Origin of the sequence: Serratia sp. Ag1 (genome assembly GCF_000743355.1) — a bacterium.
Taxonomy (GTDB): Bacteria; Pseudomonadota; Gammaproteobacteria; order Enterobacterales; family Enterobacteriaceae; genus Chania.
The window spans coordinates 92,400-111,607 of the sequence record NZ_JQEI01000008.1 but is presented as its reverse complement, the minus strand read 5'-3'; the positions used below and the strand labels follow the sequence as shown (position 1 = coordinate 111,607).

General features: G+C 51.9%; 17 protein-coding genes. All 17 read right to left on the bottom strand.

The window, feature by feature from the left end; all coding sequences use genetic code 11:
• Position 1: 1 nt before the first annotated feature.
• The 17 genes from IV04_RS24635 to cheY all read right to left on the bottom strand — a co-directional run bounded on the left by IV04_RS24635 (position 2) and on the right by cheY (position 19,176).
• Positions 2–754 carry a winged helix-turn-helix domain-containing protein gene (locus IV04_RS24635; protein WP_081893165.1) on the bottom strand — a complete coding sequence of 251 codons (753 nt, stop codon included), beginning with the start codon at positions 752–754 and terminating at the stop codon, positions 2–4.
• Positions 755–1,204: 450 nt separating this feature from the next.
• Positions 1,205–1,855: a response regulator transcription factor gene (locus IV04_RS04510; protein ID WP_037395939.1), complete on the bottom strand. Its 651-nt coding sequence runs from the start codon at positions 1,853–1,855 to the stop codon at positions 1,205–1,207.
• A gap of 14 nt (positions 1,856–1,869) precedes the next feature.
• Positions 1,870–5,079: a hybrid sensor histidine kinase/response regulator gene (locus tag IV04_RS04505; RefSeq protein ID WP_197062146.1), complete on the bottom strand. Its 3,210-nt coding sequence runs from the start codon at positions 5,077–5,079 to the stop codon at positions 1,870–1,872.
• Positions 5,080–5,324: 245 nt separating this feature from the next.
• A complete protein-coding gene (locus IV04_RS24630; protein WP_051916663.1) occupies positions 5,325–5,819 on the bottom strand; it encodes a winged helix-turn-helix domain-containing protein in 495 nt (164 codons plus the stop codon).
• A 100-nt stretch (positions 5,820–5,919) separates the two neighbouring features.
• Positions 5,920–6,471, bottom strand: coding sequence for a response regulator transcription factor (locus tag IV04_RS04495; RefSeq protein ID WP_037440645.1), 552 nt, complete (start codon positions 6,469–6,471; stop codon positions 5,920–5,922).
• A gap of 24 nt (positions 6,472–6,495) precedes the next feature.
• Positions 6,496–7,614 (bottom strand): adhesin, encoded by a 1,119-nt coding sequence (locus tag IV04_RS04490; RefSeq protein WP_231566245.1) that lies wholly within the window; start codon positions 7,612–7,614, stop codon positions 6,496–6,498.
• 14 nt (positions 7,615–7,628) lie between these two features.
• Positions 7,629–10,217: a fimbria/pilus outer membrane usher protein gene (locus IV04_RS04485; RefSeq protein ID WP_037395933.1), complete on the bottom strand. Its 2,589-nt coding sequence runs from the start codon at positions 10,215–10,217 to the stop codon at positions 7,629–7,631.
• A 42-nt stretch (positions 10,218–10,259) separates the two neighbouring features.
• A complete protein-coding gene (locus IV04_RS04480) occupies positions 10,260–11,003 on the bottom strand; it encodes a molecular chaperone (protein WP_037395931.1) in 744 nt (247 codons plus the stop codon).
• Between the two features lie 14 nt (positions 11,004–11,017).
• Positions 11,018–11,698: a molecular chaperone gene (locus tag IV04_RS04475; RefSeq protein ID WP_037395929.1), complete on the bottom strand. Its 681-nt coding sequence runs from the start codon at positions 11,696–11,698 to the stop codon at positions 11,018–11,020.
• 7 nt (positions 11,699–11,705) lie between these two features.
• Positions 11,706–12,260: a fimbrial protein gene (locus IV04_RS04470; protein WP_051916661.1), complete on the bottom strand. Its 555-nt coding sequence runs from the start codon at positions 12,258–12,260 to the stop codon at positions 11,706–11,708.
• Positions 12,235–12,951, bottom strand: coding sequence for a molecular chaperone (locus IV04_RS04465; protein WP_037395927.1), 717 nt, complete (start codon positions 12,949–12,951; stop codon positions 12,235–12,237). The genes IV04_RS04470 and IV04_RS04465 overlap by 26 nt, the downstream gene beginning before the upstream one ends.
• A 55-nt stretch (positions 12,952–13,006) precedes the next feature.
• Entirely contained in the window at positions 13,007–13,558 is a 552-nt protein-coding gene (locus IV04_RS04460; RefSeq protein ID WP_037395925.1) for a fimbrial protein, read from the bottom strand.
• A gap of 766 nt (positions 13,559–14,324) precedes the next feature.
• Positions 14,325–14,750, bottom strand: coding sequence for a flagellar protein FlhE (locus tag IV04_RS04455; RefSeq protein WP_037395923.1), 426 nt, complete (start codon positions 14,748–14,750; stop codon positions 14,325–14,327).
• The gene (gene flhA / locus IV04_RS04450; protein ID WP_037396155.1) at positions 14,747–16,828 is read right to left on the bottom strand and encodes a flagellar biosynthesis protein FlhA; all 2,082 of its coding nucleotides are present in this window, start codon (positions 16,826–16,828) and stop codon (positions 14,747–14,749) included. Before flhA ends, IV04_RS04455 begins: the two co-directional genes overlap by 4 nt.
• Entirely contained in the window at positions 16,828–17,964 is a 1,137-nt protein-coding gene (gene flhB, locus IV04_RS04445; protein WP_037440642.1) for a flagellar biosynthesis protein FlhB, read from the bottom strand. The genes flhA and flhB overlap by 1 nt, the downstream gene beginning before the upstream one ends.
• A 165-nt stretch (positions 17,965–18,129) precedes the next feature.
• Positions 18,130–18,774 carry a protein phosphatase CheZ gene (gene cheZ / locus IV04_RS04440; protein WP_037395756.1) on the bottom strand — a complete coding sequence of 215 codons (645 nt, stop codon included), beginning with the start codon at positions 18,772–18,774 and terminating at the stop codon, positions 18,130–18,132.
• Positions 18,775–18,786: 12 nt separating this feature from the next.
• The gene (gene cheY, locus IV04_RS04435; RefSeq protein ID WP_037395759.1) at positions 18,787–19,176 is read right to left on the bottom strand and encodes a chemotaxis response regulator CheY; all 390 of its coding nucleotides are present in this window, start codon (positions 19,174–19,176) and stop codon (positions 18,787–18,789) included.
• Positions 19,177–19,208 lie beyond the last annotated feature (32 nt).

The following is a 19,208-nucleotide window of genomic DNA, read 5'->3' as shown; positions in this document are numbered from 1 at the left end:
ATTAAACCAACCTGATACTGTAACAGTGGGAGTAATAACCATCACCGCCATTGCGGCATAAAGAAAACATTTTAAATTTGTTCCTGTTTTGCTCTTTACCATTGAGGTAGAAGAACACATCATATTTATCATTATCACAATCTATCTCATTGCTTTTTATCGTATCAATGACGATTGAGATAATTTTTTCCTTCTTGTTTTCAGGCACTTCCTGTAGCGTTTTCAATGCACACTGCTTATAGGTGTAAATCTTTTCTGCGTGGGTATTTAACAGCGAATGATAAACTTCTTTGCCATAGAGAGAAGAAATAAATAAAAGTGAAAAAGTCAGCAGCACAGCCAAGGCGGCTTTATTGAACTTGAATTTGGGCCGGTCAGTAGCCTTAAGGCTGCTCGTGATATCGCAGGCGTCATTCCCATCCTCGCCACAGATCTCAACCCGATAGCTTTTATTAAGGATAAAGCCCTTCTTAGGCAAGGTCTTGATCAGATCGTCCAAACCGGCCAACTCTTCAAGATGTTTTCTTAACAGGCTGATATGGTTATTCAGATTGTTATTTGAGGCTTTTAAACCATGGTCTGACCATACTGCGTTTAACAAATGCTCTCTCGTCACCCCAGCACCATTCATCAGCAGCTCTGACAGCAATCGCACCGAAATAGTACTCATTTCTAATGTTCTATCATTAACCACGGCTGACAACGTGCCCTCTTCAGGATCGAATATCAATGCCTCGTTAATTATGTACTTCATTTATTCACCTATAATAATGTTATCAGGCGTAGTTGTCTTGAGCAGTGGACTTAAAAAACATTATTTTGTTATATCAGGTAGTTTATGAAAGCACCTGAACCACACGTTTTATTTGCAAAAACATAGTCCATCAGAATTTTCTTTTAATCAAGTATTCAGCTATCACGGTTGAATCGAGGTTTAGATAAAAAAACCATTAAAAAAATAAAAAAAGTTATATAAATATTAATAAAAAATAATTAATTAAAGCAGCGGCAAAATCAGGTGGGGTTAATAAATAAAAAAACCTACCCATGGCATGTTGGGCAGAGTTTAAAACTATTTAATGCTACACATATGGATAAATCAGCTAAATGGTATCTGTAGATTGAGAGCCTATCAATATAGACTCTCAATCAGTACCGCAGTGATGGTGCGACTCATGGCCGAACAAGGTCTCTGCGCCGGGTGTCAGTCAAAGATATGGTTGCTGACACAGAAGCGAATCAGTTCCTGATTGCTTTCTACGTTCAGCTTGCGCATGGCCGAGTTCTTTTGCAGGCTGACGGTTTTAGCACTGCGATTAAGCCGCTCGGCGATGTGTGTAATGGATTCCCCTTCAACAAAATAGCGCAGCACTTCAAACTCTCTGGGAGACAGGCTATTAATCCGCTGCTGTAAAAATATCTCTCGTTCGTCACGGCTGCCCGTATTCTGGAATGAGGGAGGGTAATAGCGTGCGTTAGTGCGCAGCGCGCGCAATGCAGATTGCACTTCGCTGAGCGGATCCTGCTTAAACACCACACCCGATACCCCTGCGTCATAAAGCGCGGAGACAATCATCGGGTTAGTGATCATGGTCAAAATCAATAGCTTTATTTGTGGGAACGTGCGGACCAAAAAGTCGACAAAGCGTAAGCCATCTTTGTGCACTTCGTCGTTAGGCATGTTGTAGTCGGTAATGATCACGTCCAACGGATTGGCTTTGGCGTAATTCACCAACTCTGTCGTGGTGGAAAACGTCGCAACGACCTCAATATTGGCGCTGTTTTTCAGAAACTCTTTCATGCCAGCCAATACCACCTGGTGATCGTCCACCAACACTACGCGTAGTTTTTTCATAGTGTCATCCCCTTTTATACCGTTGATTCAATGCTGGCCAGAAAATGGCGAATCTCAACCATGATAGCGGCCAAGCTGGCTTTCTCTTGTTCGTCCAGGCCATGCGTCTGCATGCGTATCTCTAATGCTTCCATGTTGGCCGCTAACTCACGGCATTGAGCCAAAACTAGCGCGCCACGCATACGATGCAGTGCGTTTTCCACTTTGCCTGCCTCTTCCTCGGCCATCCCCTGTTCCAATTGGCTCAGATCATCGGCCATACTTTTGAGGAAAATATCGCGGTGTTTATCAAGCACGTTAGGTTCGAGCTGTTCGAAGTGTTCATTCGCGACCCCCTCAGCGGGTAATGGCTCTGCTGGCATAAACTTGCGCAACAGATCCACCAGCGTTTGCAGCCCAATGGGTTTCACCAACCAGGCATTCATCCCCGCCTCAACGCAGCGCCTTTCCTCATCCAGCATGGCGTTAGCCGTGACACCAATAATCGGTATCGCCATGCCCTCATTGCGCAGGCTGCGAGCAAGTTCATAACCATTCATGTAAGGCATGTTTACGTCGGTCAGCACCAAATCATGGGGGGCGATATCCCACAGCGCCAACGCCTCTTCACCATCGTCCGCTAACGTGACTTCACAACCCAACAGTTCAAGTTGCCCCTGTAGTGTGACCTGATTGAGCGGGTTGTCCTCAGCAACAAGAACGCGAGCCTTAAATTGCGGTAACACCGTTTCGCGTTGCTCGCTGAGTTGTTGCCCGTGCAACAGGCGATCGATACCAAAGCCGATGCTACTCAGGCTGTAGGCATCAATATCAGCATAATTCGCCGTCTCACCCGACAAGGAAATCGGTAAGGAACGCCCTGGCCACTCGCCAGGATCGCTTGGTCGCTGCGCTTGTATATCCAGCAGAATATCCTGCTCATGGCCCGGCGGTACCGAGGTGGTAAAGGGCGAAGATTGTGCCCCCCAACGCTGCAACCAGGCGCAGAGATTGTCGGTCAACTCAGGGTGGGGAGTTTTCACCCACACGCTGGCTCCTCGTAACTGCGGCTCATCCACCTCGGTGGTTGTGGCCACGGCCAGAGCCAGCGTCAGATAAAATCGGCTGCCTTGTTGCGGCTGGCTGTCGAGCTGAATTTCCGCCCCCATCAGGCCTGCCAAGCGCTTGCAGATCGACAGGCCCAATCCGGCGCCCCCCAAACTGCCCCGGCTGGCATCCGTCAGGTAAAACGGTGTGAACAGTTTTTCTTGCTGTGCTTGGGTGATGCCGATCCCGCTGTCACACACCTCCATTCGGAGCTGGGTTTCTGCCGCAGAACCTGCCGTTTGGCTAAGGCGCACGATCACCTGACCAGAATCGGTAAATTTGATCGCATTGTTGACCAGATTGCTCAGAATCTGGCGGATGCGCACCGGATCGCCCACCGTCAGACAGGGCACATCAATGCTGACCACCGAAAACAGCAACAATCCCTTGCGATAAGCCATGGCCGCAAAGGTGCTGGTCACGCTCTGTACCAGTTCACGTGGATTAAATTCAACCGTTTCCAGTTGCAGTTGCCCTGCCTCGATCTTGCTGATGTCCAGGATGTCGCTGATCAATTGCAGCAATATCTGCGAAGCGTCGTCGATTCGGTCCACATACTGGCGTTGCTGGCGATCCAACTGTGTCATGGACAGCAGTTCCAACGTGCCAAGAGCACCATAAAGCGGTGTACGGATTTCGTGGCTCATGGTCGCCAGGAAGGTCGATTTGGCCGCGCTGGCCTCGTCTGCCGCTGACTTGGCACGCTCAAGCTGGCGTTCTATTTCCGCACGCGCGCTGACATCCGCAAACACGCACAGAATCACATCACGCTGCATGTAACGCGTGGGCGCATAGGCAACATACAGAGTTCTGCCGTCTATCCCTTCCAGCTGTTCGATGGTTCCGGCCTGCCGCGTAAGCAACACCTGGCCCAGCAATTGTTTGGTAGCCGCAGCGGGCGGTAAACGTTGGCCAGCGGTGGCATCCAGCCACTCCAGCGCCAATGCGTTACCGAATACCAGGTGACCATCCGCACGGGCAATCAGGCATACCGCGACCGGTGCCGTCTGGATCAGCGTTCGATTAAAGGCTTCGCTTTCAAGCAGCTCACGCTGTGCCTCCTGTGCCGGAGCGATTACTCGGCGATTGTACCAACGCGTATAAGCCAAACCACCGAGTATGCTACTCAGTAACAACATCAACACCCCGATAGGTAACCACAAGTTATCCTGAAAGAAACTGCCATAGCTGACATAGTAATATCCTGTCCACTTACTGTTTGGCCCTATGATCTTGAACACTAAACCCGTCAGGGTGTAATGCACCCCTTGTTGCTCAAATTCTGGCGCTTTCCCCTGCCCCATCAGCAAACCGTAGTCCTGATGCTTCAGCCACACCTGATCGAAACGCTGCAACCAGAAGGCGTGCTTGGGTGCCGGATTAACGCGTTGTTCCAGCATCCCGAAGCGCGAGCGGCTCAGTAAAGTGGCCGCATAAATGCAAGACGTTGGGCGCTTATGTGAAATTGTCCAGATACTCGGTGGGAACCCAGCCGGAATCAGCCCAATCATTTGATTTGGCAAGGCCGTTTCCCTGAACCAGATCACCTCCCTGTCGGTAGGTTTATCACCGCGCTGTTGCTGACAGCCTTTGGTGGCAAGCTCGCGCAACCGCTCACGCACAGCATCGGTGACCGCCCGATAGGTTTGCATATTGCCAGCCGTATCCGTGGTGTTTCTGTTGACCGCAGGCACGTTGATGCTAATTCCGTCACTCTCATTAACAAAGAATACAGCCCCCGCCGGAAAGTAAGACGATGCCCAGAATGAGGAGTAAAAATCAGCGAGATAACTCCCCAACGAAAAAAGCATGCCAGGCGCGGTAGGGCAATCGGCCTGTTTTTCACAAAATAGCGAGAAAGGCATCGTCACGGCAGACTCTTGCCCCTCAAACAGCCTGCCGCCCCACTCAGGAGAGGTGGCGACTTGCCGAAAGCTGTTGACCCGTGGAATAGGCAAATAAGAAAGCTGACTGTTTTGGGCTCGTAACTGACGCAGGAAGGCCTCTTGTTCATAGGCATACCCCACCAACGTTGAGAAATCGAGGGTGAATCGACCACGCTCTTGGCTGATGATACGCTGCGTCCCCCAAAACAGGCCGGTTGCCAAAACCAAAGCCAGTGCTATCAGACCAAACAACAGATTATTCTGCCTACGCGACGTGTGTGTAATCCTACCGAAGGGTGTGTCCTGCATGGGGTTTGCTCACCTATCAAGGGTGTTATGGTTAGAATATTCACTCCTCTGATCATAATTCATCAGTTAAGAACTTTCCTTAACCTAAGACAATTCTCCCCCCTACTGCAAATGGTTCGGATGTTGGCTTTGTTACTCGGCCCATCCGTAGGCCTCACCCCGTTGAGGCGATAGAGTCACCAGCCCGTTTAACACAAGCCAAAAATCGAATAGTGATCGCGAGTAACGATATAGCCCAGCAATGAGCTCAAAATAATGACCACGATTGAGAGTAACCACAACGCCATTGGGTAATGTTCAGCCCAGCCGTCTTTCTCTGGCCTGACAGGCGGGGCTGTGGGTATCGGCTCGCTGATGCTGTGAATCGTATATCTCTTGTTGATCATAAAGCCCTTTTTAGGCAGCGTGACGATCAGGTCATCAAAATCAATCAGGCTGGAAATACTCTTTCTCAGTTGGCTGATATGATTATTGAGGTTGTTATTCGACGGCCTTAAACCATGATTCGACCAGACGGTATCCAGCAGGTACTCGCGATCGACTCCCGCTATATTTTCAAGCATCTCAACAAACAGACGCGCTGAAACAGCACCAATCTCTACATATTCCTCGGGTGATTCTGCTAAAAACAGCGTTTTTTCATCACTATCAAGTATTAGTTTTTTATCAATAATATACTTCATACTTCTCTAAGCTGGTAAAAATAAGAATGATAAACCCAAGCCAAACACAACCTGTTTGCCAAGCGAGTCATAAATTTAAATAGGTGGTTTGCAGCCGTATTTATTCTTCGCAGTTTACGTTGGCAATTAACCAACGTCTAAAATCACCTTTATGCTTAAAGTTGAATTTTGTCATGGCATTGACCTTATGCGCACTCACCGTTTTTTGATTAATCCCCAATAGCTGCCCAATTTGAACATTGCTATAACCAATAGAATAATAACTCAACACCGTTTTTTCTCTTTTGGTTAACACGGTTTTCGATCCCATGCTGCGCTGAATCTCAGGCGGTGAGTATGCTGCGTCAACCTGGTTGATAATCGTTTCGGCACAATCATGACGTTGAATACTTTCCATGTCTTCATCACCATCAGCCTCCATTTCCTCCGAGCCAGCTCGAATAATAAATACCGTATCGGCATTTATTGCTGTTTTAACTGAGCGATGCTGTGCCATTTTCTCTTCGCAGACAAAGGCCATGGAGTAGCGGACATTGGGGTTAATGCTTTCATTAAACTCCGTGCTAACCTCTTTCTCCTTAAAGTAATCCGCCAATAACGCGCGCAATCCCGCTGTAAAATATTTATCATTATCCACTATGAGTATTTTCATTGAGTCAGTTCCCTGTTTAATAAATCAATTAAATGTCACCAGCATTTCTGCTGATGCGCTTACGTTACCAGTCGGTAAGTCGTTGCCCCCTGAGCACAAACGCCAAGTGATCTGGTTGGTGGTATTTTGGGTGGATTGCGCATTGGTAATATTGCCCACTTTAAGTTGGCTATTATCAAACGGCACGCCGCTGGTGCCGGAGCAATTTCCACTGCCGGTGATGCCACCGCTGATTTCACCGGTAATATAGCCGCCCCCTTGGCTGAGGGCCAAACGGGTGGGTGTAGATGCGAACAAACCGGTTAATGCTCTAAACTGCACATTAATATTGGCATTAATTCCCGAGGTGCCGTCTTGCGAGCACTGGGTCGTCAACGTATTGGTCTTTAAGCCCAACTCCGCACCGCTCTGGGTATTTTTAGCGACGGCACCAAAATCAATCTGTACCGGGGTATTCACCGTGCATTCCAGGGTAGAAATACGCAAGGTGGTATTTCTTGAAAAGATCGGCACAAAACCAAGGCTGTTCCCCGCAGTGGAGAAATTTACATTATATAAGGCAATATTGTCCTGCCTGGTTTGCGTTCCATCGGCCACCATCACCCAATTGCCCGTCGCTGTCGCGTTGATTAAGGTGTTCGCCTGATAAAAGTTAACGACACTGGACATTCTTGGCGCTAAACACCAACTCCCTCCCATCAGTGGATTAGTAATGGTTATTCCACTTGATGTCGTCCCCTGCGTGCTCGGTAGCCCAATGGTGCCGTTAAGCGTTTCAGTTGTGCCATTAGCCAGTACATAACTCGCAGTAATGGTTGCCCGAGGAATAATGCCAACGCCAGGTGCGATCTTGAAGGCTTTATATCCGGCAATTATCGTCAGCCAATTATCTGGCACACAATTATTACTTGCCAGATTGGTCGGGTTAATAAAAGCCACGCTTCTGCCGGGATCCAAGTTTGGATTAGCCCCCGTGCCTGCCGTATTCGAAGCATTAAACGGCATTCCCTCCCAGACAATACCGCTACCTTTGCCAATCGTAATGGTATCCGCCACGGCATATGGCGCGGCGAATAGCGCTGACAGCGCCAGCAGGCTCAAGAGGTTGGCAATACGCCGAATTGTCTGGTTTACTCTTGTCATTATTTCTTTCCTAATTAGCTGTTCTCACAGCGCGCCGTTAACTGGCGCACCGGATTGCCCGCCGCTGGGGTGGCGCTATTGGCAAAACTGAATGCGGCACGGCATTGCTGGTTGGCTTCGTTACCCCATTTAGCCGTCAACTGACCTTTTTCCGGCAATCCGCTCAGATATACCTGCCCCGCATCGCCAACAATGCCGGTATTGTTTTCACCTGCGGGCGTCCCCTCCACTGTGACCACCGTGCCAAACGGAATGCTGGTGTCACCCTGTTGTAAGGTCACTAACGCCTGATAACCCACGCGCGTAGCAAACTTGGCCATCACTACCGCACCTTTGGTTGGGTAGACGTTGAGGCTTGAGTAAGTCATTTCTACGTCGTCCGGTAAGGTGGCCGGATTCAGGCTGATGCTGTTGTTCTGGTAGTTCGACAAATAAGGCACCAGAGCGTAACCACGGCTGTCGGTGCGCACATTGCCGTTCATGACGCTAGTCTCCTTGGCTCCCGCTGCACTGACGACGGCCACCGAGTTGCCCAGCATTTGCCCCAGCGTCACCCCCTCTGGATGCACGACGACGCCACCATTAGCGCTGAGGTTCAATGAACGGAATGCACTCCCGTAGCTATAACCCATGTTGACCTGCCCTTTGCTGCCCTGATAACCCGCATTCAACGTACCGTTATTGTGGCCCTCACCGTTCGACCAACCCTGCATGACGCTGTAAGAAAGACGATCATCCATGGCGTTACCGCTGATCCCAACCTGCTGCTGCACTTCACCCTGATTGCTACGGGTCATTTGATAGTTGGCATAATTGCGACTGAACATTGGTTTTGCACTGAACAGGCTGAAAGGAACCTGCATATTCAGCGACAGCTGGCGATTCTCTGGCCAACTGCCATCCCCTTTAATGTGATCGATGCTGTAAACCACCCCATAGCTGACGCCGCGATAACTGCCGTGGTAACCCGCCGAAACGGTGTTATTTATACGATCGCTGCCCCAATAGTCGTTACGGGCGGCAGCCAGATACAGTGCCCCCCAGGAGCCCAACTGTTGGCTGAGGCGCACCTGAAAATTAGAGCGCTGCCGCTCCAGCGACCACGGCATCTGTCCGTCATTCAGTTGATAACCCTGGCCGTTAAAATCGGCAAAACTGTAGTAATGACGGGTGGAATAGCGGTAAGCAGTGAGATCGACCGCAGTCCCCGTCCTCAACAAACTTTTGGCATAGCGTATCCGGTAAGACGCCCCCTGCTGCCGGTTATCCTGCCCATCCAATCTGGTGCTGGAGGTGGTCACTTCAGCCGATAAGGCCCCCCATGCCCGCAGCGACACGCCTGTTCCTAACACCAGCGAGATATAGTCTTGCGCCACCAACCCACCGCCGTACAGGGTGATGTCATAAGGCAAACCGTACATCAAGGTGCCTAGCCCAAAAATCGCCTCGCGCGACCCTTGCGTGATCCCCCCGTTGTAACGCCCAGTGGTGAACTCGTACTTCAGTGCGCCGGGGCGTTGCATCACCGGTAGTGCAGAAAACGCCAGCGTTTGCGTGCGCACGCTCCCGTCGGCTTCGCTGATCGTCACCGTCAGATCGCCGCCCTGCCCGGTCTGATACAAATCGTCGATGCGGAACGGCCCCGGAGCGACATAGGTTTGATACACCACATTGCCGTTCTGGCTGACGGTGACCCGGGCGTTAGTCTGGGCAATCCCGCTAACAACCGGTGCAAAACCGCGCAGGCTGCCCGGCAGCATCTCTTCGCTGGAGTTCAGCTTGATGCCACGGAAAGGAATACTGTCAAACACGTCATTACCCGTGTTGCTCTCCCCAGCCAGTATCTCTGAACGCCAGGCGCGGATGTCGCGCTGTAAATAGGTGTTGGTGAAACGGGTGCTCTGCGTTGTCGGGGCAGACACATCACCACTGCTCTGGTTGCGTAAATAGGTCATGTCGCTGCGCAAACGCCATGCCTGCCAGTTCAGCCCACCGTGCAGGCCAGCGAACAGGTTGGTCTGTTCACTGCTGCTTATTCCTGCCTGAGCATTTTGTCTGTTGCGGCTACCGCTCAGGTTATAATTCATTATCAGAGCCGGTACGCCATCGTCCCACAGTGCCGGATCGACTGAACCGCGTGCATTCTGCTGCATCGCGATCTGCGGAATACTGAGATCCAGGCGCAGTTGCGCCATATGAAAATGCACCTGTGCATCAGGAATCAACGCGGACAACTCGCCCTTAAGCGGCACCTGTTGCGGCAACCCTTTAAAGTTGGGCAACGCCGTGGTGTTCACTCCTAACTGATTCAGGAACTCAGGCGTCAGTTCAGGCTGAACCACGCCTTGTGCATTTTTCTTGAACTCGAGCCGATGCTGCCCCTGATTGACCTGATTCACCCACAGCTCAACCAGGTAATGGCCTTCCGGCACGCCTCCGGCGGTTTCATAAGCGCTCAGATCGGCGGTCATCGCCTGTTCCCCGGCCAAAGCCAGTAAGGCAGGGTCAAAATAGTCCCGTGCGGCAGCAGGTAATGCCCCAGTCAGTAATAACGCGCCGGTCAGCATGGGGGAAACCGCTGAGTTATTAAGGCGTATCTTCACTGTTTTTTGTCCATTCGAGGTCCGTCCCTAATAACTCAAAAATTACCAGTCCTGTTGCTGCCCGGGAGTATCCCACCCGTCCTCATCAATTAATTTCCATACAACCTTGCCGTTGGTCCCCGTCGGTAAGGCATAACGCTGTTGCCCTTTAGGCGGCACCATCAGGCGCAGCGCAGGTTTGCCCAATGCCACATCGCCGACCTGCAGTTGTGAAAAGGTGAGCCAATACGGCGTCGGGTTTTCGGCAATCAGCACGTCGCCCTCACGTTGGAACCGCAACTGAGAAGCCACATCCGCCACTGCCCGCGTGGCCAAACCCGCTGGGCGATAGAACAATTTCATGTTGCTGACTACGGTGAGCGCCATCTGGCCGGACGCGGCGGGCTCACTGAGTGCTTTTTTCGCCGGAATCGCCTTCATTGAGATAAAAAACACCGATTCCCGGTCGGTGGGCAACGGCTCACCGTTGCGCCGAATGCGCAGCGTCAGTTCGCTATTGGCTTCTAAACGTGCCAGAGGCGGTGTGACAATAAAGGGCATCTTCGGTTGCCCGCCGTAGTTCAGATCGACCTCCCCACTGTTAGGGTCGACTGGCCGGATCCAGGACTGCATCAGGTACGGAGCCGCACTTTTGTTATTCACGTTTAACGTAGCGCCGTTCTTGGCGCTTTCCGGATAAATCACCCGCAGTACATAAAAAGAGATGCCGCTGGATCCCGGAGCTACGGCCTGCGCTGCCGACAGGCTGCACAGGAGCAACATCACTGCCTGAGTTAAACGTTTCATTGTGGTTGTTCCCGTCATTGGCAAGCGGCAGACAGCGCCCCGAAATCATCGATAACCTGCCAATGCACCTGCTTAACCGGCTTGCTGACCGGGTAGATTTCACTACTCAGCGGTGCAATCATCGCCGGTTGTACATTCAAATCCACGGCTCGTTGGTCAAATGACAAACGGCCAAATGTGACAAAATAGGGCGTAGGGTTCTCAATACGCATTCCCTGCGCCGTAGGGGTGATCCGCAGTTGGCAACTGGCACTCTCTGCTGCGATCTTCAGCCCTGCCGGGCGATAAAACAGCTTGATTACAAACTGAAAACCCATAGATAAACGTGACTCTTGCGCCGTAGGCTGCGACTGCGCCGGGATAGCCGACACCGCAAGATAAAACAGCGACTCACGGTCGGTTGGCAGCGCCTGTTCCTGCTTTAAAATGCGCAGCGTCTGGCTGCTCTCTGGCCCCAGTTGAAACAACGGCGGAGTCACGATAAAAGGGGCTGCACTCGCACGCTGCTGCTCACGTTGAACGCGGCTTTGAATCAGGTATTTTTTTGCCCCGGTATTTTTTACCGTGAGGGTTTGGGCTTTATCCCCAGAGGAAAAAATCACCCGCGTCTGATTTAAGCTGACACCGCCGTCCGCTGCTGGCACGGAAAAAGCCATCAGCAACAGTGAGGTAAGCAAAAAATGTGCGAACGTCATCACTCTTTCACCGATAAGCAAACATAAACATCAAATTGGCCGTCAGTGCTCCCGGTTTTATGGTGGCGCAACCGGTACTGCCCCCACAGCTAACACCAGCAAAGAAGGGGAACTCTTGGTTGACCGGCACTTGCCCTACGCCAGCCAACGGGAAATAATCGCCCGGCTTAACCTCCGTGGCGGTGTAACTTGGGGGGGTATCCCCTTGTACTAACATCACCCCTGCTCCCCCGGCGGTAGAATTGCTATTGCGAAATAGCCATTTGCCGTCCTGCGTTGCACCAGCTCCCACCACCAGGATAACCAGCTGCTGTGAGCCACCGGCGACACCGCTGCAGTTGTCTACCCTGAGGCTGAAAGGCTTCAGATTGACCAACGCACCGCTGCGCAGGCTGGCCTGTGGTACGTCCCCCAACGGCAACACGCTTTTATCCAGGCTCAGCGAACAGGTGCTTTGCACAATCGATGCTGAAAAATTCAGTGTTACCGCGTGTACCGCCTGGCTGCAGAGGCTGAGCGCTATCAGGATCAGCGCATTAGGGCTGAACCCGTTTAAATGCATCGACGCCCCCTTGATCGTTAATGGTTTGCCATTCAATGGTTCCGTTTCTTACCGTGGTGGGGTAAGTGTGAGAACCAAATGGCGCAATCATCAGCGCAGCCGCAGAATCCAGTTTGAGAGCCTGCCCGCCAAATTGGATCCCGGCCAGACTGACAAAGTAAGGCGATGGGTTATTGACCTGCAGCCCATCGTTCACCTTGGCGAATTGCAGGCCTTTCTGCGCGTCGCTGGACGTTGATGACAACCCTTCTGGGCGATAAAACATCTTGATAATGCTGCCGACACCAAATTGCACCGCCGCCTGTACGCCCGCATTCGACTGTTTAGCCGTTGGCGCTTGGCTCGCAGGAATTGCCGTAGCCTGAAAATAAAAAACTGACTCGCGATCTTTAGCCAATGACTCGCCGTTACCGGTAATACGAATCTGGTTCATGCTCTTGGGTTCCAAACGGAACATAGGTGGTGTCACCGTAAAAGGCGTGGCCTCACGGCTGTCTGGCTTTTTACTGAGTGAAACCTGTACCAAATACGGCATCACTGGCTGAGTATTACGCACCGAGACAGGGATACTGTCTGCCCCTTGCGGATAGATCAGACGAGTGGCATTAATCCCAAAACCATCCGCCATGACGGCTGAGGAACAGGACAGCAGCGCCAGCGGCATGAAGAAAAACGGGTTTAGGCGCTTCATCGATTGACTCCTGATGGCTAAAATCGCAGGCAGCAGAGGCTACCTGCTCTGGGGCTTAGTTATAGGCAAAGCTAAACAGGATTGGTGCATTGACTGCACCAATGTTGATACCGGTGGTGGTGGTCGATGCCAACCCCGCCTGCAGGCTCAACGTTTTGCTATTAAAGTCGCTGGCTGCTGGCGTTGCACCCGCCGTTGCCACCAGGAGTTTCTGCCCGTTGGTGATATAGCTGTTTGGCGTTGCAACCTGATTCAACATGATGCCGGTATTGGTTCCGGTGGAATTAAACAGGTTAGGGTTGCCCCCCAGCGTCTGGCCGCTAACCACCAAATTGGCGGTATCTGCCGCTTGAGCAGGCACCTGGCAATTGTTCAAACCAACGGTAAAGGTTTTTTGGCTGGAAGGAATTGGCGTGGCGACCCCGGTAAACTGGCTCGGGGCATAGTTGCCCAAATCCAGGTTGTTGGTAGACAGAGAGACGTCACAGGTGGCAGCAACAACGTTAGCCGTTACGGTTAACTGGGCGTTGGTCGCCGCCTGAGCATTCCCGGCGACAGCCATTAATAACAGAGCCGCTGGAGTTAAAATAAGAATCGTTTTGCGCATGGAGCTATTCCTTTATGTATCAACATTCATATTTAAGTAAAACTTACGCTTACTCTGAATACTTTCAGTTATGCCTTGATCGCGAGAGCTGAAAGCATTTTTTACCCACGGGAAATCATTAAATGATCGCCACCAGGCATTCATTAATTCGCAGGTGATTTAATCATATTTCGTTTAATACAGAGTTGTACCCGTCGTAGCTCAATCAACTGGCAACGGGCTAAATATACGCAAGGTAGGTATTATCCAAATTTATCTTCCATGTTATATAAGGGAATCCTTAAAATACTTACATTGGTTTTTTAAGCAGGTTTATACCCCGATGATTCAGGCTACTTGAACACCCAAGTGACTCGAATTATTCTGGATATAGAGGGAACAAAGATGGAATAAACCTTCATGGTTAACCCTCTCTGAGCCCCCGCTAATATTCATGAATACGGTGTCGTTGTCAACAATCCCACACAGTCACCATTGTCAAAATAATTATTTGATTTTTATGGTTTTTTATCGCCTCGACAGTATGCGACACTCAACGCCCTCACCAGTTAGAGTATTACGCTATAGCTTGGTGTAAACATAGTTTTTAAAACTAATTAAATTAATTTAATTAGATTAATAGTTTGTTTTTTTATGGTATTTTGGCCAAAAAATCAACTTTACTGCAACAGTGTTAATTTTAATAAAAACAATGTAACGGGCAATATCATTTTTTATGAAAATAACTTTTTACAAGTTAATTTTATTAAGTAAAAACCACGTGCACTCATAACTCTGTAACTGGGCCTGATTGGTAATTTACAATAACCTGATGGCTTATCACCCGCAGCGGTGGATTTAACGTTCCGCGCGCCTGCACGTAATAAACAAAACGAAACTCGCTATCTGCAGGTTCACCATTTAATGCCTCACTGCGCCCACTGCCCGCGCCAAGCGCAATGCAGCGGGCAAGCGTGCATAATTGTACCTGTAGCCCAGCCGGTTCAGCGGATAATAATTGATAACGCCAACTAATACTGGTGATGCGGGCAGAGTTACCCGGCAAAACGTTGAATGGCCGTAACGGTTGCGATTCGGCCCGCAGTTGACCGTAGCCCAGTTCGATACCGTCATTACTCGCGTTCCAAGAGCCAGACACCGCTTGCGCGGCGAAAGGTGATAATAATAGCAAAACAACGCAGCAGATTTTCATGCGCTAGAGCCAATCGTTGCAGTCAGCCTGATTTGGCGTTCGTCACTGATTTCCAGATTCGACAACACCACCAACTGTGGCAATGTTCGGCGCAAAAAGCGCGCCAGCAGCGCGCGCAACGCATGATTGACCAACAATACCGGCGGTGCGCTGAGCATTTCCTGCCGCTGCAAGGCTTGCCCGGCCTGTTCCAGCAACCGATCCGCCAACCCGGGTTCAAGACCACCGCCCCCTTGCAAAGCTTGCAACAATAAACGCTCCAACGGCGTATCCAAGCCGATAACCTGAATCTCACCCCTGCCGGGGAACCATTGCTGGGTGATAGCACGCCCGAGAGCCAGCCGCACTACGCCGGTTAATTCATCAGGATCGCTCTGAATCGGTGCATGTTCCGCCAGCGTTTCGATGATGGTGCGCATATCACGGATAGATACCTGCTCGGCCAGCAGGTTCTGCAACACTTTATGCAGGAGAGTCAGTGAAACCACACCCGGTATAAAATCCTCGGCCAGCTTCGGCATTTCCTGTGCAACGCGCTCCATTAATTGCTGGGTTTCCTGGCGGCCAAACAGTTCGCAGGCGAACTGGCCGAGCAGATGGTTGAGATGGGTTGCCACCACGGTGCTGGCTTCAACCACGGTAAACCCCTGAATTTGTGCCTGTTCACGCAAGGCGCTATCGATCCACACCGCTGCCAGGCCGAAGGCCGGATCGAATGTGTTCTCTCCAACCAGTTCTCCCACCGCATTGCCCGGATTGATCGCCAGCCAACGCCCCGGGTGCGCTTCTCCGCTAGCGATCTCTACCCCTTTCATCAGAATACGGTAGCGGGTCGGCAACAGTTCGAGGTTGTCTCGAATATGCACGACTGGCGGTAAATAACCGATGTCCTGCGCGAACTTCTTACGGATCCCACGGATACGCCCCAGCAGTTCACCATTCTGCTGAAAATCCACCAGCGGGATCAAACGATAGCCAACCTCCATCCCCAGCGGATCTTCTAACTGAACATCGGCCCAACTGGCCTCCATCCCCTGCGCACTCTCCTGCGGTATGGCTGGCGTTGTGATTGGCGGTGCTTGCTGTTGACGCCCGCGTAACCACCAGGCCAGCGCCAACAAGGCGGCGGTAAACAGCAGAAATACCAGGTTTGGCATGCCGGGCACCAACCCAAGCAGCCCCAATACCCCGGCGCTCAACAGCATCACTCGCGGATTATTGAACAGTTGGCCCACCATCTGCTCGCCAACGTCCTGATCGGTTGCCACACGGGTGACGATCACACCCGCCGCAGTAGATATCACCAGCGCCGGGATCTGCGCCACCAGGCCATCACCAATCGTCAGTAAGGTATAGCTTTCCGCCGCTGCGCCCAACGGCATGCCGTGCTGGATCACACCAACCAGCAACCCACCGACCACATTGAGCACCATAATCATCAGGCCAGCGACCGCATCACCGCGCACAAACTTGCTGGCACCGTCCATCGAACCGTAGAAATCGGCCTCTTGTGTCACTTCGGCACGGCGCTTTTTCGCTTCCTCTTCACCGATCAACCCCGCGTTGAGATCGGCGTCAATCGCCATCTGTTTACCGGGCATCCCATCGAGCACAAAGCGGGCACCCACTTCGGCAATGCGCCCAGCGCCTTTGGTGATCACCATAAAGTTAATCAGTACCAGAATAATGAACACCACGATGCCGATGGCAAAATTACCGCCAACCAGAAAGTGGCCGAACGCTTCCACCACCCGCCCCGCAGCCGCCGAGCCGGTGTGCCCTTCCAGCAGAATAATGCGCGTCGATGCAACGTTCAGCGATAGACGCAACAGGGTGGAAAACAGCAGGATGGTCGGGAAAGCGGCGAACTCCAGCGTGCGCTGGGTGAACATCGCCACCAACAGCACCATGATCGACAGGGCAATATTGAAGGTAAACAGCAGATCGAGGACAAACGCCGGTAATGGCAACACCATCATCGACAGAATCAGTAAGATCAGTATCGGGCCAGCCAGCACCTGCCACTGTGTCTCTTTAAAATTGCCCGGCAAACGAAGCAGAGCAGCCAAATTCGTCATCATGGTGATTCTCTCAGGCCAAAATCCAGTGCTGCTGGCACCGGTAAACGCTCAGGCTTTTTCGGGATCAGCCCCCCCTCACGCTGCCAGCGGCGCAACTGGTAGACCCAGGCCAGCACTTCGGCCACGGCAGCATACAGGGTGATAGGAATATGTTGCCCAATCTCGCTATGGCGAAACAGCGCACGCGCCAAGGGTGGCGCTTCCAGCAGTGGGATACGGTGTTGATTGCCCAGTTCGCGGATACGCTGAGCTATTTCCCCCGCGCCTTTCGCCAACACTTTGGGAGCGCTCATTTTTTTATCGTTGTACTGCAAAGCTACCGCGTAATGCGTTGGATTAGTGACAATCACATCCGCCTGTGGCACATCGGCCATCATACGGCGGCGCGCCATCACCCGCTGTTGCTGGCGAATGCGCCCTTTTACCTGCGGATCGCCTTCCTGCTGTTTATGTTCATCACGAATCTCCTGCTTACTCATCTTCAATTTTTTGAAGTGGCTCCAGAGCTGATAAAACACATCGAACGCCACCATCGGCACCAACCCGAGCACGATCAGCATGCCGCACCCAAAAACCATCTGTAGCGCATCACCCAACGCATCGAGCGGCGGTTGTGCTATCAGATGCAGCATCGCCGCCCAGTTGTGCCACAGATAAAGGCCAGCAACCCAACCGACCAGCAGCGCTTTCAGGATCGCTTTCAGCAGTTCTGCCAACACTTGGGTAGAGAACAGGCGTTTAAACCCGGCAAGCGGATTGAGACGTTTCACATCGAACTTGATGCTGAAAGCCACCCCACCCAGCAACATCGGCGCGCTCAACGCCACCAGCACCAAACCGGCGATGATCGGCAGCAACGCCCACAGCGCCTGACGCAGCAGCATGGCAAACTGGTTCAGCATTTGCCGGTCATTGCCGATCATGCCATGGTCAAAACGCAGCCCTTCACTCAGCATCCCCGCCAACTGCCGGGCGAGAGGGTAGCCGGTCACCCACAAAAGGACTAACCCGGCGCTCAACATCAACATTGAGGTCAGTTCGCGCGAACGGGCAATCTGCCCATCCTCACGAGCTTTCTCTAAGCGGTGGGGCGTGGGGGCCTCACTTTTTTCCAGATCGCTATCTTCAGCCAAGGAGGCGATTCCTGTTGAGGGGAAATAATAGAATCAGCATGGCAAAAAAATGCCGATTTTATTGCGGGAATAACGGGGGGAAAGGCGGGCTATTTAGGGTATGGAACGTGAACCACGGCCATAGAGGCACTGTTGCTGCTCCCTATGGCCGCGCAAGTTACGGCATTAAAAACCAAGGCTGTCGAGCAGATCGTCTACCTGTTCCTGATTAGCGATCACCCCAACGCCCTGTTGATCAAGCTGCGGGCCGTTAAGCAAATTGTCATTTGGCCTTTTCTCTTTGGCTGGCTGCTCGGGGATATTCTCCATCAACACCATCAGCAGTTGTTTTTCAATCTCCTGTACCACATCCATCATGCGTTTGATCACCTGACCGGTCAGATCCTGAAAGTCCTGTGCCATCATGATCTCCAACAGTTGGGCGTTAGTGAAAGTGGTATGCTCAGGCACCCGCTCCAGATACTGGCGGGTGTTGGTGACCAGTGAACGGGCATCTGCCAGTTCGATCGGATCGGCAAACCACGCATCCCAGCGCTCTTTCAGCGCCTTGGCTTCTGACTCCAGCACCGCCTGGCGCGGCTGGGCCGCCTCTACGCAGTTGAGCGCTCGTTCCGCCGCCTGCGCCGTCATGGTAACAACGTAGTCAAGGCGATCGCGGGCGTCCGGTATTGCTTCCGCCGCCTGGGCGATCGCCTGATCGAGCCCCAGTTCCCGCATGCTATCACGCAGCATGCGGGTCAGTTGGGCGATGCGAAAGATGATCTCACCCGCTGTCGCTGCATCGCTGGTAGGCATTGAAATATCTCTCATCGCCCTCTCCTTTTACATACCCAGTTTTTCGAAAATCTTGTTGAGTTTTTCTTCCAGCGTTGCCGCCGTAAAGGGTTTCACCACGTAACCACTGGCTCCCGCCTGAGCCGCAGCGATGATGTTCTCTTTCTTGGCCTCTGCCGTCACCATCAATACCGGCATCGCCGCCAATACACCGTCGGCACGGATGGTTTGCAGCAGTTCGAGGCCGTCCATATTTGGCATGTTCCAATCCGAAACCACAAAATCGAAGCCGCCAGCACGGAGTTTATTCAAGGCATCGGCCCCGTCTTCGGCCTCTTCCACATTGTTAAAACCCAACTCTTTCAGTAAATTTCTGACGATGCGGCGCATGGTGGAAAAATCGTCCACCACCAGAAATCTGAGATTCTTGTCTGCCATGCTCACTCCCAAGGTTTACGCCTTTATCATTG